The 14,451-nt window shown below is 68.6% G+C and carries 14 protein-coding genes, 1 pseudogene and 1 other annotated feature; of the genes and pseudogenes, 9 read left to right on the plus strand and 6 right to left on the minus strand.

The features are described from left to right. The first annotated feature begins 160 nt into the window (after window positions 1-160). Both C8D81_RS12300 and C8D81_RS12305 read left to right on the plus strand, forming a co-directional pair. A complete protein-coding gene (locus C8D81_RS12300) occupies window positions 161-2,035 on the plus strand; it encodes an alpha/beta fold hydrolase (RefSeq protein ID WP_133626150.1) in 1,875 nt (624 codons plus the stop codon). Between the two features lie 17 nt (window positions 2,036-2,052). Further along, window positions 2,053-2,427, plus strand: coding sequence for a hypothetical protein (locus C8D81_RS12305; protein ID WP_133626151.1), 375 nt, complete (start codon window positions 2,053-2,055; stop codon window positions 2,425-2,427). On the opposite strand, the gene C8D81_RS12310 is transcribed toward C8D81_RS12305, so the two are convergent. The 5 genes and pseudogenes from C8D81_RS12310 to C8D81_RS20960 form a co-directional block, all read right to left on the minus strand. Next, a complete protein-coding gene (locus tag C8D81_RS12310) occupies window positions 2,421-3,194 on the minus strand; it encodes an ABC transporter ATP-binding protein (protein ID WP_133626152.1) in 774 nt (257 codons plus the stop codon). The two genes, C8D81_RS12305 and C8D81_RS12310, sit on opposite strands and share 7 nt — an antisense overlap. Then, the gene (locus C8D81_RS22005; protein ID WP_456151929.1) at window positions 3,191-3,520 is read right to left on the minus strand and encodes an iron chelate uptake ABC transporter family permease subunit; all 330 of its coding nucleotides are present in this window, start codon (window positions 3,518-3,520) and stop codon (window positions 3,191-3,193) included. Before C8D81_RS22005 ends, C8D81_RS12310 begins: the two co-directional genes overlap by 4 nt. Then, a pseudogene (locus C8D81_RS12315) lies at window positions 3,412-4,155 on the minus strand (FecCD family ABC transporter permease); the annotation flags it as partial. The pseudogene C8D81_RS12315 and the gene C8D81_RS22005, both read right to left, overlap by 109 nt. A gap of 92 nt (window positions 4,156-4,247) precedes the next feature. Next, window positions 4,248-5,291 carry an ABC transporter substrate-binding protein gene (locus tag C8D81_RS12320; RefSeq protein ID WP_208109256.1) on the minus strand — a complete coding sequence of 348 codons (1,044 nt, stop codon included), beginning with the start codon at window positions 5,289-5,291 and terminating at the stop codon, window positions 4,248-4,250. A 454-nt stretch (window positions 5,292-5,745) separates the two neighbouring features. Further along, window positions 5,746-6,153: a hypothetical protein gene (locus C8D81_RS20960; protein ID WP_166646779.1), complete on the minus strand. Its 408-nt coding sequence runs from the start codon at window positions 6,151-6,153 to the stop codon at window positions 5,746-5,748. Here C8D81_RS20960 and C8D81_RS12330 point away from each other — a divergent pair. The 7 genes from C8D81_RS12330 (at window position 6,082) to C8D81_RS12360 (ending at window position 13,162) form a co-directional block, all read left to right on the plus strand. Next, a protein-coding gene (locus C8D81_RS12330; RefSeq protein ID WP_407644073.1) for an IS3 family transposase occupies window positions 6,082-7,319 on the plus strand; the annotation gives its coding sequence in 2 pieces (ribosomal slippage) (window positions 6,082-6,361 and window positions 6,361-7,319; 1,239 coding nt in all). The two genes, C8D81_RS20960 and C8D81_RS12330, sit on opposite strands and share 72 nt — an antisense overlap. Next, window positions 6,354-6,478: a sequence feature (AL1L pseudoknot), on the plus strand. It overlaps the preceding gene by 125 nt. A 150-nt stretch (window positions 7,320-7,469) precedes the next feature. Beyond that, window positions 7,470-8,636 carry a glutathione-independent formaldehyde dehydrogenase gene (locus C8D81_RS12335; RefSeq protein ID WP_094404396.1) on the plus strand — a complete coding sequence of 389 codons (1,167 nt, stop codon included), beginning with the start codon at window positions 7,470-7,472 and terminating at the stop codon, window positions 8,634-8,636. 1 nt (window position 8,637) lies between these two features. Next, the gene (locus C8D81_RS12340) at window positions 8,638-9,207 is read left to right on the plus strand and encodes a type 1 glutamine amidotransferase domain-containing protein (protein WP_094404397.1); all 570 of its coding nucleotides are present in this window, start codon (window positions 8,638-8,640) and stop codon (window positions 9,205-9,207) included. Next, complete coding sequence (locus C8D81_RS12345; protein ID WP_094404398.1) at window positions 9,204-9,506, plus strand: putative quinol monooxygenase; 303 nt, start codon at window positions 9,204-9,206, stop codon at window positions 9,504-9,506. Before C8D81_RS12340 ends, C8D81_RS12345 begins: the two co-directional genes overlap by 4 nt. A gap of 142 nt (window positions 9,507-9,648) precedes the next feature. Further along, window positions 9,649-10,779 (plus strand): NAD(P)/FAD-dependent oxidoreductase, encoded by a 1,131-nt coding sequence (locus tag C8D81_RS12350; RefSeq protein WP_179257975.1) that lies wholly within the window; start codon window positions 9,649-9,651, stop codon window positions 10,777-10,779. A 574-nt stretch (window positions 10,780-11,353) separates the two neighbouring features. Continuing rightward, complete coding sequence (locus C8D81_RS12355; RefSeq protein WP_133626304.1) at window positions 11,354-12,307, plus strand: IS481 family transposase; 954 nt, start codon at window positions 11,354-11,356, stop codon at window positions 12,305-12,307. A 36-nt stretch (window positions 12,308-12,343) separates the two neighbouring features. Next, window positions 12,344-13,162, plus strand: coding sequence for a tyrosine-protein phosphatase (locus tag C8D81_RS12360; protein WP_094404401.1), 819 nt, complete (start codon window positions 12,344-12,346; stop codon window positions 13,160-13,162). A 177-nt stretch (window positions 13,163-13,339) separates the two neighbouring features. Here C8D81_RS12360 and C8D81_RS12365 read toward each other — a convergent pair whose 3' ends face one another. Beyond that, a complete protein-coding gene (locus C8D81_RS12365; protein WP_229237958.1) occupies window positions 13,340-14,407 on the minus strand; it encodes an alanine racemase in 1,068 nt (355 codons plus the stop codon). Window positions 14,408-14,451: the final 44 nt, after the last annotated feature.

Consider the following 14,451-nt stretch of genomic DNA (forward strand, 5'->3'; position numbering starts at 1 on the left):
CGTCCTCCCACACCCCGACCGGTCCTCCGGTCCCGCTGAGTAAAGCAAAGTCGGCGGTCACCGCCCAAACCAGTACTTTCGTCTGGCGCCGTTCGATCTCTGTTCCCGCCGGCCACCGCTTTCACTACGTTGGCCGGACCCCAGCCCCACAGGAGAACAGATGCGCCCATCACCCCAGCCACCGGCACACCGCCGTGCCACCCGGATCGCCGCCGGCCTGACCGGCTCGGCCCTGCTGCTCGTCACCGGCGCCGTGGCCACCGCGCCCGCGGCGCCGGCCGCCCCGCCCAGCCGGAGCGAACCCCAGGTCGCCGATCTGGTCGACGCCAAGCTGCGCAACCAGCAGCTCGCCTGGAAGACCTGCAAGTTCCCCGACCTGCCCAAGGCGACCGCCGACCGGCTGCTGGCGACCCCGGGCCTGCAGTGCGCCACCGTCACCGTGCCGCGGGACTGGTACCGCGCCAAGGACGGGAACACCATCACCGTCGAGATCTCCCGGGTCAGGGCCAAGGATCCGGCCAAACGCCGCGGCATCATGCTGATCAATCCCGGCGGGCCCGGCGGCTCGGGGCTCGGCTGGTCGGCCGCCATGCAGCAGCGCTCGCCCGATGTCGGCGCGGTCTACGACACCATCGGTTTCGACCCGCGCGGCGTCGGCCAGTCCACCCGACTGGTCTGCACCTACGACGCGAACGCCAGCACCCAGGCCGAGGCGGCGAAGAAGTACGCCGACGGCTGCCTGAACAACCCGCTGACGCCGTTCATCACCACCCGCCAGACGAATCTGGACATGGACTTCATCCGGCACCTGCTCGGGGAGCCGAAGATGAACTACATCGGCTACTCCTACGGGACCTGGCTCGGGGGTTCGTACGCCGCCACCTTCCCCTCGAAGACCGACCGGTTCATCCTCGACTCCTCGGTGGACATGTCCACCGGCACCCTGGAGCGCACCTGGGATCTGCAGCCCGGCACCCGGGACCGGCAGTTCCAGGACATGATGCTGCCCTACCTGGCCCGTCACAACGACAAGTACAAGATGGGCACCACCTCGATGGAGGCCCGGACCAAGTTCGAGGCCGCCGGTGGTTTCGACAACTACTTCAACCTGCTGTTCGGTGCGAACACCGTCATCCAGGCGATGTACTCCACCGATCAGTACGAGGCGGCCGGCGCGATCCTGTCCGCGCTGTCGAACCGGACCACCGGGACCGAGCGGGAGGACTTCCGGCTGCCCTACGGCACCAAGGCGCAGCAGCGGGTGCCGGTGGCACTCGCCGAGGTGCGGGAAAACCTTGCCAGGATGGACATCTCGGCCGATGCCCGGCAGATCGCGAACGCCAACCTCGACCAGGCGCTCGGTGAATACCGCACCGCCAGCAAGGCGGTCGCCGAGGGTACGCCGAACCTCAAGCAGGAGGACGGCGCGTTCGAGGCGATCCGTTGCCAGGACGGCCAGTGGACCACCGACCTGAACGTGTGGGAGCAGAAGCTCACCGACGGTTTCAAGCGGGCGCCGCTGACCGGGATGCTGCAGTCGATCCCGGCGTGCGCGTTCTGGCCGGCGCAGGAGAAGGGCTTCCCCGAGCTGAAGGACAAGGACATCCCCGGGGTGCTGTTCCTGCAGTCGGAGTTCGATGCCGCCACCGCCTATGAGGGTGCGGAGGCGTCGATGAAGAAGTTCAAGAAGTCCAAGTCGGTGCTGATCGACAACGAGGGATCGCACGGTGTCTTCCCCTACGGCACCGAATGCGTGGACAAGCCGGCGCTGACCTGGCTGGTCGACGGGCAGCTGCCGGCCAGGCGCAGCACCGGCTGTGTCGGCGTTCCGCTGCCCGGTGAGATCTACACCTACAACGTGGGTGGCACGATCAACCCGGCCGGCAAGATGAAGGGCTTCAAGATGGAGTCCGAGGAACTGAAGCAGGCCAACGAACTGGTGGCCCAGCTGCGCCGCGAGGCGGGCATCCCCGATGTGCCGGGCGATGACGCCACCACGGCACAGGCCAGTGCCGCGGCCCTGCCGAAGCGCTGAATCTGAAACGGCGGCTCGTGATTCCGGAGCTGAGCGACCACGAGCTGACGCAGGCTCTGGGGCGTACGCCGGGTCGCCGCGAGCGGCAGGCAGCAGGTGAGGTCATCTGGTTCGATGACGACCGGGTGCTGCTGGCCGATCTCGCGGTGCCCGGCGCCGACGCCGGGGCGGTGTTCGACGGGTTGCTCGATGCCGCGGCGCGGGTCGGGCACCTGACGATGGTGCTCGACGAGCCGCCGGTCCGCGCGATCGTGGTGGACGGTGCGCTGCCCGGCTCCCGGCAGGCCGTCGCCGCCGACGGCCGGGCGGTGCTGACCCTGGTGCTGCCCCGCGGATTCCCTGCCGGGGCAGAGATCGCGGCCGCTCGATTGCTGGCCGATCGGCTTCAGTGAGCGACCCGGCGCACCAGGATCCGCGTCCGGTCGGTGTCCGGGTCGGGGACGTGGGAGGCGTGTACGCCGAAGACCTCGCGCACGCTGTCCGGGGTGAGCGCCGCCGCCGGGGGCCCGACCCGGACGGCCCGCCCGGCGTCGAGCACCAGCACCGTGTCGGCGTACGCCGCCGCCAGATCCAGTGAATGCAGCGCCGCGAGCACCGTGCACCCGGAGGCGCGGGCCAGGTCGAGTACCAGCAACTGGTGCCGCGGGTCGAGGTGGTTGGTGGGTTCGTCGAGCACCAGCACCTCCGGCTCGGCGGCCAGGGCGCGGGCGAGCAGCACCCGCTGACGCTCGCCGCCGGACAGGGTGACCAGCGGCCGATCCAACAGAGCAAGACATTCCGCACGCTCGGCCGCCCGATGCACGGCGGTCCGGTCGGGTTCGGTGAGTCGGCCGAAGGTGCCCAGATGGGCGGCGCGGCCGAGGGTGATCCGCTCGGCTGCGGTGAGACCGGCGCCGGCGGCGTCGTTCTGGGTGAGTACGCCGACCCGGCGGGCCCGGGCGCGCGGGGAGAGCGCGGTGATCGGGGTATCGCCGAGCAGGGCGCGCCCGGCGGTCGGGCTGATCACGCCGTAGAGGGTGCCGAGCAGGGTCGACTTGCCGCTGCCGTTCGGGCCGACGACCGCGCCGAAGCCGCCACTGTCGACCTGCCAGGAGACCTCCCGCAGCACCGGGCGGCGGCCCCGGGCGGCATCGATCCGGTCGAAGCTGACGGTGGTCATCGCGGGTCAACCACCTGGCGGCGGATCGCCAGCACGAAGGCGGGGACGCCGACGACGGCGGTGAGGATGCCGATCGGGACCTCGGTGGGGGCGAGCACGGTGCGCGCGGCGGTGTCGGCCCAGACCACCAGCAGGGCCCCGAGCAGTGCGGCGCAGGGGTCACCAGCCGGCGATGATCGGCGCCGACGAGCAGCCGGCCGACATTGGGCACCACCAGCCCGACGAACCCGATCGCGCCGCTCACCGAGACCGCGGCCCCGGTCAGCAGGGCCGCCAGCGCGAAGAACCAGGCCCGCGCCCGTCCCGGCCGGCTGCCCAGGGCGGATGCGCTCTCATCGCCGAGGGCGAGCACGTTCAGCCGGTGCGCGGAGGCCGCCAGGGCAAGCACCCCGAGCAGGATCAGCGGTGCGCTGACCCAGACCAGCCGCCACTGTGCGCCGGACAGTGAACCGAGCAGCCAGAACATCACGTCGCGGCTGGTCTCGGCGGCGGAGGCGCGCAGGATCAGGAAGGAGGTGACGCCGCCCAGCAGACTGCCGATCGCGATCCCGACCAGGACCAGCGGGGCGGCCTGCAGGCCGGCGGCGCCGCGGGCCAGCAGGAAGACCAGTACGCCGGTGAGCGCGGCCCCGGCGAACGCCGCCGCCGGCAGGGTGAGCGTACCGGCGAAGGTCGCGCCCAGGGTGGTGATCGCGATCACCGCGCCCAGGCCCGCACCCGAGGAAAGCCCGACCACATAGGGATCGGCGATCGGGTTGGCGACGATCGCCTGCACGATCACGCCGGCACAGGCCAGCCCGGCACCGACGAATGCGGCCTGCAGCACGCGTGGTACGCGGAGCTGCTGGACGATGAAGTCGGTCGGGCCGACGGCCGGATTCCCTTGCAGGCCGCGGACAATCGCCCCCAGCACGTCACCGGGGGCGATGCTCACCGCGCCGACGCCGATCGCCAGCACCATGGACCCGGCGAGGGCGATGGTGGCGACGCCGAGCAGCAGCGCGAGCGGTGGGTGGCGTACGCCGGATCGCCCGGGGGCGATCGCCGGCGCGCTCACGTCGTCGGCAGGGCCGCCGAAATCTTCTGCACGGCTTGCGGATTCAGCAGGCTGGGGGAGAGCATGATCGACTGCGGGACGGTCACGATCTTTCCGGTGCGCACGGCGGTGGTGCCGGCGAGCAGCGGGCTGGTGCGGACCGCCTCGGTGAGCTGCTCCGGGGTCTGCTTGTTCAGCCCGGACATCACCACGATCAGTTCGGGGTCCTCCGCGGCCACGGTTTCCGCGGACAGGGTGGCATAGCGGGCGGCGGTACCGGCGGCGAGGTTGCGGCCGCCGGCCAGGGTGACGATGCCGTTGGCCAGACTGGCGCCGCCGCTGGTGTTGATCGCCTGGCCGCCGGTCGGGGCAGCGGAGAGCAACAGCACCTTCGGCGCGGTCTGCGGCTTGGTCACCTGTGCCTGCTGCTGCAGTTCGGCGGCGAGTTGCTCGCCGCGCTCGGCGACCCCCATCAAGGTGGCGAGCTCGCGGACGTAGTCGTAGGTCTGCTCGATGCCGGTCACGGCCTGGTTCGCGGGATCGCAGGAGACGTAGGAGTCGATTCCTTTCTGCTGCAGGATTTCCGGGGTCGGCGTACCGTCGAAGCCGCCGAGCTCGAAGGGGGAGATCCCGGTGACCAGCTCGGGCCGCGCGGCCAGCACGGCCTCCTGGTTGCCGCGACCGGGATCGATCACCGGAACGGCATTGAGTTGCTGCTCGATGGGGTTGCCGGCGAAGGCCTTCTTGAAGTCGGGCGCCGCGGTACCGACGATCTTGTCGCCCACGCCGAGCTTGATCAGGATCGCGGCCGCCCCGGCGTCCATGGTCACCACGCGCTGCGGCGGGGCGGTGCGCTTGGGCGCGGGTCGGCACTCGGCCGGTGCCCCCATCGACATCCCGCTGCCGCCCTTGGCGCCGGCCTTCGGGGGATGACTCATCGATCCCATCGAGGGCTGTGGGGTCGGGGCTGTTGCCGGTTTGCTGGTATCGGCGCAGCCAGCGCCGAGCAGGGCCAGGGAGGAGAGCAGGACGATCGGGGGGAGCATGCGAAGCGTTGACACGGCCGGAACTCTACATCGTGTAGAACTGGGGTCTGGTCGTCGACGGCGTGAGCTTGGCTACACGGGGTACGCCGGCTGAGCGAGGAGCGCAGCGACGAGTCGAAGCCAACTCTCTTTCGTGGAAACCCGGTTGGGTTGCGTCCGGTCGTCCCCGGCGGGAACGACCTCGTCTCGTCTTTGCGGGTCTCGCTCGGGTTGAGTCTGGCTCGCCCACCCCCCTTTGATGGTCTGTGCACACAAGCGCGGGGTTAGCCCCGTTCGTCGAGTAGGTCGCGCAGCGACCGTGTCGAGATGAACTGGTGGAACGGCGGCTGAGCGCGGAGCACAGAGACGAGTCGAAGCCTGACCCGTTTGCGTGGTGATCTGCTTGGGTCGGGTCGGTCGGGGCATCGGACTTTGGCCGGGGCATGGCACACCATGCTCGAACCGCAGTGCGATGCCCGAACCGCCCAGGTCAGAACGGTGCCGGTTCGCCGGGTTTGCTGTCCTGGTTGGGAATCAGGGCAGGCTGCTGTTCCGGAGGGGAGGTGCGTGGCTTCGACTCGCGGGCTCGCTCAGTCGACGCTGCCAGTTTCGTGGTGCGGCGGCGTCGTTCGCGGCGTTCCTTGTTGCGGCGGGCGCGGCGGAGTTTCTCGCGTTCGCGGGCTTGGTCCGCGGCGTGTTCGGCTTCGGCCTGGTCGCGGGCAAGCTGCTGCTGTCCCGAGGCGAGCGCGTCGCGGATCAGTTGCTCGATTCGACCCGTGGTTGAATCGTCCTGGGTTTTGTTCCGCCTTGTTTGGGAAGATGGATCATGCCCCGTCAATTTCCGCCGGAGTTCCGGCAGCGAGCGTTGCGGATGCTCGAGGGCGCGTTGCCTGAGCACGAGACCGAGTATGCGGCGATCCGGCACGTGGGCGCGAAGCTCGGCGTGGGCCCGGAAACGCTACGCAAGTGGCGTCGCCGCGCTGAGGTCGACGCCGGCACGCGCCCCGGCGTGACCAGCGACGAGCTCGCGGAGATCAAACGCTTGAAGCGGGAGAACGCTGAGCTGCGCCGCGCGAACGAGATCCTGAAGGCAGCGTCCGCGTTTTTCGCAGCGGAACTCGACCGCCCCACGACGAGATGATCCGGTTCGTTGACATGTTCCGGGATCGTTTCGGGGTCGAGGCCATCTGTCGCACGATCAGTGCGACAGACAGTGGGTTCCTCACCGCCTGCGGGTACCGGGCCAGCAAGACCCGCACCCCGTCCGCCAGGACGCTGCACGACCAGCTGTTGGTGCCCGAGATTGTCCGCTTGCACGGTGAGAACTACGCCGTCTACGGGGTGCGGAAGATGCACGCTCTGATGCGCCGGCAAGGGTGGGAGATCGGCCGCGACCAGACGGGACGGTTGATGCGGCTGGCCGGAGTGCGCGGGGTGAAGCGATCCAAGAAGGTGTTCACCACCACGCCCGACCCTGCCCTGGAACGGCCCACGGACCTCGTAAACCGCCGGTTCACTGCGGATGCCCCGCGCCGACTCTGGGTCGCCGACATCACGTACGTCGCGACGTGGTCCGGGTTCGCGTACGTCGCGTTCGTCACTGACGTGTTCTCTCGTCGCATCGTGGGCTGGAACGTCGCGGCGACGTTGCGAGCCGACATCCTGCCGCTCCAGGCGCTCGAGATGGCCGCCTGGAGTGCTGGAGGGAACCTCGACGGGCTGGTCCATCACGCCGATCACGGGTCGAACTACATGTCGCTGGTCTACACAGATCGCATCGTCGAGCTTGGTGCGAAACCGTCGACCGGGACCGTCGGTGACAGCTACGACAACGCCCTCGCGGAGGCCGTGAACGGGCTCTACAAGACCGAACTGATCCGCCGCCAAGGCCCCTGGCGCACGGTCGAGCAAGTCGAGATCGCGACCCTCGAATACGTGTGGTGGTGGAACAACCAGCGGCTGCACGGCGAGCTCGACCTCCGCACCCCAGCCGAAGTCGAGGCGGCGTACTACGCTGACCACGAATCATCCGGGCTGGCAATCGCCAGCCACGGAAAACCCTAGGAACAAAACCCAGGGCGATTCAAACCAAGGAAATCCTGCCAACCCGCTTGATGGGGCTCACTCGATGGGACTCTCACTTGACTCACCGACGTCCCACTGTGAGTGTGAAGAGGTTGGAAGTTCACCACGCACGACGATTGGAGACTCACCATGAAGGCTGTGGTCTATCAGGGACCTCGCGATGTCGCGGTCACGGATGTTCCGGACGCGAAGATCGAGCGACCCACCGACGTACTGGTCAAGGTTACGACCACCAACATCTGTGGCTCGGACCTGCACATGTATGAGGGGCGGACCTCTTTCGAAAAGGGCCGGACGTTCGGTCACGAGAACATGGGCGAGGTGGTTGAGGTCGGTCAGGGCGTGGAGAAGGTCAAGGTGGGCGACCGGGTCGTCCTGCCGTTCAATATCTCGTGCGGGTTCTGCAAGAACTGCGAGCGCGGGCTCACGAATTACTGCCTGACGACGCAGCCGGAGCCGTCGTTCGCCGGTGCGGCCTACGGGTTCGCAGACATGGGCCCGTACGGCGGCGGGCAGGCGGAGCTGCTCCGGGTGCCCTTCGGCGACCACAACGCGCTGCGTCTGGGTGAGGACGCGCAGGAGAAGGAGAACGACTACGTCATGCTCTCCGACATCTTCCCAACCGGTTACCACGCCACCGAGATGGCTGGCGTGATCCCGGGCGACAGCGTCGTGATCGCCGGGGCCGGACCGGTGGGGCTGATGGCTGCCCTGTCCGCGACGATCAAGGGCGCCTCGAAGGTGATGGTGGTCGATCGCCACCCCGACCGGCTCGCGCTGGCCGAGCAGATCGGGGCGATCGCCATCGACGACTCCAAGACCGATCCTGTGCAGGCTGTGTTGGACGAGACGATGGGGCTCGGTGCCGACCGTGGCTGCGAGTGCGTGGGCTATCAGGCACACGATCCTCAGGGCAACGAAGACACTGCTGCCACGCTGAACATGCTCATCAACGCGGTTCGTTTCACCGGCGGGATCGGCACCGTCGGCGTGTTCATTCCTCAGGATCCGGGGGCCAAGAGCGACTTGGCCAAGCAGGGCAAGGCAGCAATCGACTTCGGCATGCATTGGTTCAAGGGGCAGACCATGGGAACCGGTCAAGCCCCGGTCAAGCGATACAACCGCCGGCTGCGGGATCTGATTGCGGCTGACAAGGCGAAGCCGTCCTGGATCGTCTCCCACGAGATCTCGCTGGAGCAGGCTGCCGACGCCTACAGGAACTTCGACGCCAGGTCTGAGGGTTGGACCAAGGTCGTCATCAAGCCCGGGATGTCGAGCGGAAAGAAGGCGAACTAATATGGCAGCGGATCTCCAGGGCAGGAGGGTCGCGATTCTCGCCGCGGACGGGGTCGAGCGCGTCGAACTTGAGCAGCCCCGAGAGGCACTGGACCGGGCCGGCGCTCGGACCGAGGTCCTCTCGATCCACGACGGCGAGATCAAGGCCCGTGAGAATGACCTGGATGAAGCGGGCGCGTTCACTGTCGACGGGCTGGTCGCCGACGCCTCGGTGGGCGACTACGACGCCCTGCTGCTGCCCGGCGGCACGGTGAACCCCGACCAGCTCCGGGTCGACAAGGACGCCGTTTCCTTCGTCCGCGACTTCGTCGAGAGCGGCAAGCCAGTGGCGGCGATCTGTCACGGGCCGTGGACGTTGATCGAGGCCGGCGTGGTTACCGGTCGTACCCTGACGTCGTTCCCGAGCATTCGCACGGACCTGCGCAACGCCGGCGCCGACGTCGTCGACCAAGACGTGGTGGTCGACAAAAATCTCATCACCAGCCGTTCGCCGGAGGACCTGTCTGCGTTCTCCGACGCAATAGTGACCCAACTCGCGGGCACCCCGAAACAGGAAGAGGAGAAGTCATGAGTGTGACCAAGGGACTGCTGGTCAGGTTTGACGCGTTGCCCGGGAAGGAGGACGACGTGAGGGAGTTCCTTGACAGCGGTCGTGCGCTTGTCGAGGAAGAGCAGGCGACCACCGCGTGGTTCGCGATCCGCCTCGGGCCGTCCTCGTTCGGGATCTTCGACGTATTCCCCGATGACGCCGGACGTGACGCCCACCTGTCCGGCCCCGTAGCGGTAGCTCTTGGCGAGCAGACCGGCACGTTGTTCTCCGAACCCACGATCGAGAAGCTCGACGTACTGGCCTCCAAGCTCCCCGCCTGACACCACAGACCGGGAGTACTGGCCAGAGAGGAGGGGTCGCTGCACACGCCAACTTCGGGCTTGCCCAGCCCGCTGACGGCGTCGCAGCGGCCCCCTCTCTTGTGCCTATCGCATGTCCCAACAGATAGACAAGGGAACCTCGTTGACGAAACCTGACAACGGCGCCGCCACGACGCGATCACCCGAGGTAGCAGTGATCGGGGGAGGGATCGTCGGCCTGTCCACGGCGTACGCGCTGCGAGAGCAGGGCGTACCGGTGCGCCTGTATGAGGCCGGTCTGCCCGGCACGGGTCAATCCGCAGGCGAGTCGCGGATCTTCCGGCATGCTCACGACGACCCGCGGCTCGTGGCGTTCGCGCGGGAGAGCCGCGGCGTATGGGATGAGTGGGCTGACCACTTCGGCGTCGAGCTGATCTCATCAGACGGTGTCGTGGCGATCGGCGACAGCGCACTGGCACGGCTCCGTGTGCTCGACCAGGTCGGCGGCGTGCAAGCGCACGAGCTCGATCCAGCCGGGGTCGCCCAGCGAATGCCGCTGCTTGCGGAGTACTCGGGGCCAGCGGTGCTCGACGAGTCCGGCGGCGCGATCCGCACCCGCGCCGCGATCAGGGCACTCGTCGGTGCCCTCGGAGACGCCGTCACCACCGGAGAAGTGATCTCCATCGAGCCCCGCACCGATGGGACGGTCGAGGTGCGCAGCGTCACCGACCGGGCTGCCTACTCCAAGGTGGTCGTGTGCGCCGGCCGCGAAACCGCCCGCCTGGCACGCAGCATCGGCCTGTCGCTGCCGGTTCGCCTCGCCGCACACGTACGCCTGACCTTCGACGTGAAAGCCACCGCCCCGGCACGAGTCGCGTGCCTGCAGGACAGCAGCGGCGTCTTCGGCGAAGTCGGCGTCTACGCGACGCCACTACCGGGCAACAGCAGTTACTCCGTCGGACTCAGCGAGACCGTCGGCGTCCGCAACGACGGAACCTTCATCGACCCTGCGGCCATTCGATCACTGGACGAACGCGCACGCGACTACGTGGCACGGGCGCTGCCCGGCCTCCACCCAGAGCCGCGCGACTTCCTCCACTGCTGGGTGACCGACCTCCCGTGGAGTGAGGACGGCGTGGCCGTGTGGGAGGCAGGCTCTGTCTTCTTCGTGGCCGGGCACAATTTGTTCAAGCAGGCACCATCGCTGGGCCGCGCCCTCGCCCGGGCTGCGACCGGCGGCGGTCTCTCCGCCGAGCTCACGCCCGAAGCGCGCCTCGGCGAGGCCCAGGACTAGCTGATGTGACCCACGGGTGCCGCCCTCAGCCAGCTGGGGTGAATCATGCGGCCCCCCGGAGTGAGCGGATCTACCCGACACGCTTCGAATGGCTGCTCGTGCCGCCCAAAAGCGGGCTTTGCCGCGATCCGGCTGCACGGCACGGTGTACGGCGGTGCGGGTCAGCTCGGCCACCCGCGAGGGTCTGGCCGTCGTCCGGCATTCGCCCCTGCGGAGCGGGCGGCGCGGTGCCGTAGAGGAGATCGCCCCGATCGCCGCCCCACTGGACCGAGCCGCACGGAACATCCGGGTTCTGGTGCGCCGCATGGCGACGGCGATCCGGTGGCAGGACCCGGTGGGGACCGTCCTCTGAATCCCACTGTGAGTGGTGTACGCAAGCATCAAGGTCGGCGAGTGGGTGAGTGGCAGGACCCCTAGGAGTGATCCACGACTTGTGAGAGTCGGTGTTCATCGGTGGGTGCAGCTAGCTGTACTCGGCCGGGAGGTTGGTGACACTGCTGGTCGGTTGTTGACGTGAGGAAGACCTCCGGGTGCGGTGGTGAGTGTCTACGTCATCGACCGGCCGGAGGTCTTCATGTCCCACCGTAACGCCCGCCTCAACGAACGAGGCCGTCAACTGCTCATCGAGCGGGTCTGTGAACAGGGCTGGGCCGTCGCCCACGCCGCCAAGGCCCAAGGGGTGTCGCGGCAGTGCGCACACCGCTGGATCAACCGCTACCGGGCCCAGGGCGTGGCCGGTCTTCGGGATCGGTCCTCACGCCTGCACCACTGCCCGAACCAGACCCCGGCCGAGGTCGAGGACGCCATCGTGGCTGCCCGCCGCACCGAACGCCGAGGCCAGGACTGGCTCGGCCCCGAGCTCGGCGTCCCAGCCCGGACCGTGTCCCGGGTGTTGCGCCGCCACCAGATGCCCTACCTGCGCGAGTGTGACCCGCTCACCGGGGAGGTCATCCGCGCCTCGAAGAGCACCGCGGTCCGCTACGAACGCGAGCGGCCCGGGGAGCTGGTCCATGTGGATGTGAAGAAGATCGGCAAGATCCCCGACGGTGGGGGCTGGAAGGCCCACGGCCGCGGAGCCCGGCCCCGCACGACCAAGATCGGCTACGACTACGTCCACTCGATGGTCGATGACCACTCCCGGCTCGCGTACTCCGAGATCCTGCCCGACGAGAAAGGCCCCACCTGCGCAGGATTCCTGCAACGAGCCGCCGCGTTCTTCACCACCCAAGGGATTCCCCGAATCGAACGGGTCCTCACCGACAACCACCTCTCCTACCGCCGATCCCACGCGGTGGCCGAGGTCATCGCAGCGCTGAGGGCCCGACACCTGTTCATCACACCCCACTGCCCCTGGCAAAACGGCAAGGTCGAACGGTTCAACCGGACCCTGGCCACCGAGTGGGCCTACCGCCAGGTCTTCACCTCCAACACCGAACGCACCAACGCCCTTGCGCCCTGGCTCGAGTTCTACAACACTCGACGACGCCACACAGCACTCAACGGCCTCCCACCAATCAGCCGTCTGTAACCAACCTCCCGGCCGAGTACACCTAGGATCACGGTCGTGACGTGGCTCGAGTTCGATTCCCTGGTCAATGCCCGCGATGTCGGTGGTACGCCGACCACCGACGGCGGTCAGATCCGCCCGAATCGCCTGCTCCGCAGCGATAATCTGCAGGACCTCACCCCGGCCGACGTCGACCGGTTGATCGAGCTCGGGCTGACCGATGTGATCGATCTGCGCTCGGCGTACGAGGTGCACCACACCGGTGACGGGCCGTTGGTCGGTGACCCGCGGGTCCGGATCCACCACTACTCGTTCATCCCCGAGCGCTACGACGCCCGCGATCAGAACGACCCCGAGGATGTGCTGCCGGACAACACCGACGGGGCCGGTCAGGAGCTCCCCGGGGACGCGCTGCCGTTCGCCGGCAAGAAGCCGACAGTCACCGTCGATGACGCGTTCGCCTCCACCTATCTGTCCTTCCTCGCCGAACGACCCGAGTCGGTGCTCGCCGCGCTCCGCGCGATCGCCAACGCCGAGGGCGCCGCGCTGGTGCACTGCGCCGCCGGCAAGGACCGCACCGGTACCACGGTGGCGCTGGCGCTGCTGTTGGCCGGCGCCGAGGAGGACGCGGTGATCGCCGACTACGCCGCCTCCTCCGAGCGGATGCCGCAGATCATCGAACGACTGCTCGGCTCCGACACCTATCGGGAAAACCTCGACGGCCGCGACATCGACTCCCACCTCACCAAGCCCGAGACGATGCGCGCCTTCCTGGCGTATGCCGACCGCGAGCACGGCGGGATCGAGCCGATGCTGGAAAGCCTGGGCTGGACGGCCGCGGACACCGCGAAGCTACGGGGCAAGCTGCGCGACTGACCCGCGTACGGTCCTCGAGTAGGCCGCTTGCGGCCGTGTCGAGAGGACGTGGTCCCGGCAGAGCCCGGCGTGGCGGTGGCCTCATCTCGACACGCAACCCCGGCGCCGCTTCGCTCTGCCGGGGTTGCTACTCGATGAGCGTCTCGGGTGGCTTCGACTCGCTCGTTCCTCGCTCGCTCAGCCAGCGTCGGGGGTCACCACGTGATCGAAAGTGGCGATGGTGTTGCGTACTTCGACCGGGATCTCTTCGCCGACCTGAGGCGGCTCGACCTTGGCGGGGACGAAGACGAGCGAGGACTGCATGTGCGGGGGTTCGACGAACCAGCGCTTGGCGCCGCCGATGGTGTAGGGGGAGAGCGCCAGGCCGGCCGCCTCCAGGCCGCCGGTGGCGAAGGAGATCGCCCGCTGCCGGACGTTCTTCGCCACGCTCGGCGCCTCCAGGCCGATCCCGTTCGCGGTACCGCCGGAGACCACCACGACATAGCCGTCGGTGACCGTGGGCCGCTGCCAGTAGCCGATCCGCTGGCCCCGCTTCACCGGGTGCACGTCCAGCACGGTCGCGGTCACCCGCAGCGCCGCCGGATCACCCAGCCACAACCGGGTACCGATCCGCAGCCGGGTCTGCCCCTCACCGAGCTCGGCCGCCAGCGCCAGATAGTCGGCGTCGTCGAGATGGGAGAACCAGATCGGGGCCGGGGCCACATCGCGCGCCATCCGGGCCAGGGTCTCCGCCTCGGTGCGGTTGCCACGGTAGCCGGAGCCGTTCGCGGCCAGCGGCAGATGCACCGTCCAGCCCTCGAGCTGGAGGAAGTCCTGCCAGGCCTGGACGGCCTGCAGGTGTTCGCTGGGCAGGCCGTGGCGGTGCATGCTGGTCAGCACCTCGACGAGTACCCGCGGGCGCTCGCCGCCGAGGTTGGCCAGCACCTCGAGATCGGTGAGCCGGGAGACGGTCACGATCACCCTCGGATCGCGGGCCTGCTCGACCGCATGCGGATCGTTCGGCTCCCAGGGCAGCAGGATCACGATGTCGCCGGCGAAATGCTCCTTGATCGCCGCGGCCTCGGTCGGGGTACCGACGGCCAGGGTGTCCAGGCCGAGCGCGGTCGCCTCGGCCGCGAGGCGCTGCAGGCCGAAGCCGTAGCCATTGCCCTTCGCGACCGGGACCAGTCCCGGAATCCGTTCGGTGAGGCCACGGGCGTACGCCCGCCAGCGGTCGGCGTCGATGGTCAGCGTCAGTCCGGTCACGGACCTCACGTTACCGGGGCGCCCTCGCCGGTGGCGGTGCCCAA

It is taken from the genome of Enemella evansiae (genome assembly GCF_004362375.1).
In the GTDB taxonomy this organism is placed as follows: Bacteria; Actinomycetota; Actinomycetes; order Propionibacteriales; family Propionibacteriaceae; genus Enemella; species Enemella evansiae.

What these genes read in the sequence shown, in the direction of transcription:
- C8D81_RS12300 (WP_133626150.1), top strand. Translation starts at nt 161, where the DNA reads ATGCGCCCATCACCCCAGCCACCGGCACACCGCCGTGCCACCCGGATC.
- C8D81_RS12310 (WP_133626152.1), bottom strand. Translation starts at nt 3,194, where the DNA reads ATGACCACCGTCAGCTTCGACCGGATCGATGCCGCCCGGGGCCGCCGC.
- C8D81_RS12335 (WP_094404396.1), top strand. Translation starts at nt 7,470, where the DNA reads ATGAAGGCTGTGGTCTATCAGGGACCTCGCGATGTCGCGGTCACGGAT.
- C8D81_RS12340 (WP_094404397.1), top strand. Translation starts at nt 8,638, where the DNA reads ATGGCAGCGGATCTCCAGGGCAGGAGGGTCGCGATTCTCGCCGCGGAC.
- C8D81_RS12345 (WP_094404398.1), top strand. Translation starts at nt 9,204, where the DNA reads ATGAGTGTGACCAAGGGACTGCTGGTCAGGTTTGACGCGTTGCCCGGG.
- C8D81_RS12355 (WP_133626304.1), top strand. Translation starts at nt 11,354, where the DNA reads ATGTCCCACCGTAACGCCCGCCTCAACGAACGAGGCCGTCAACTGCTC.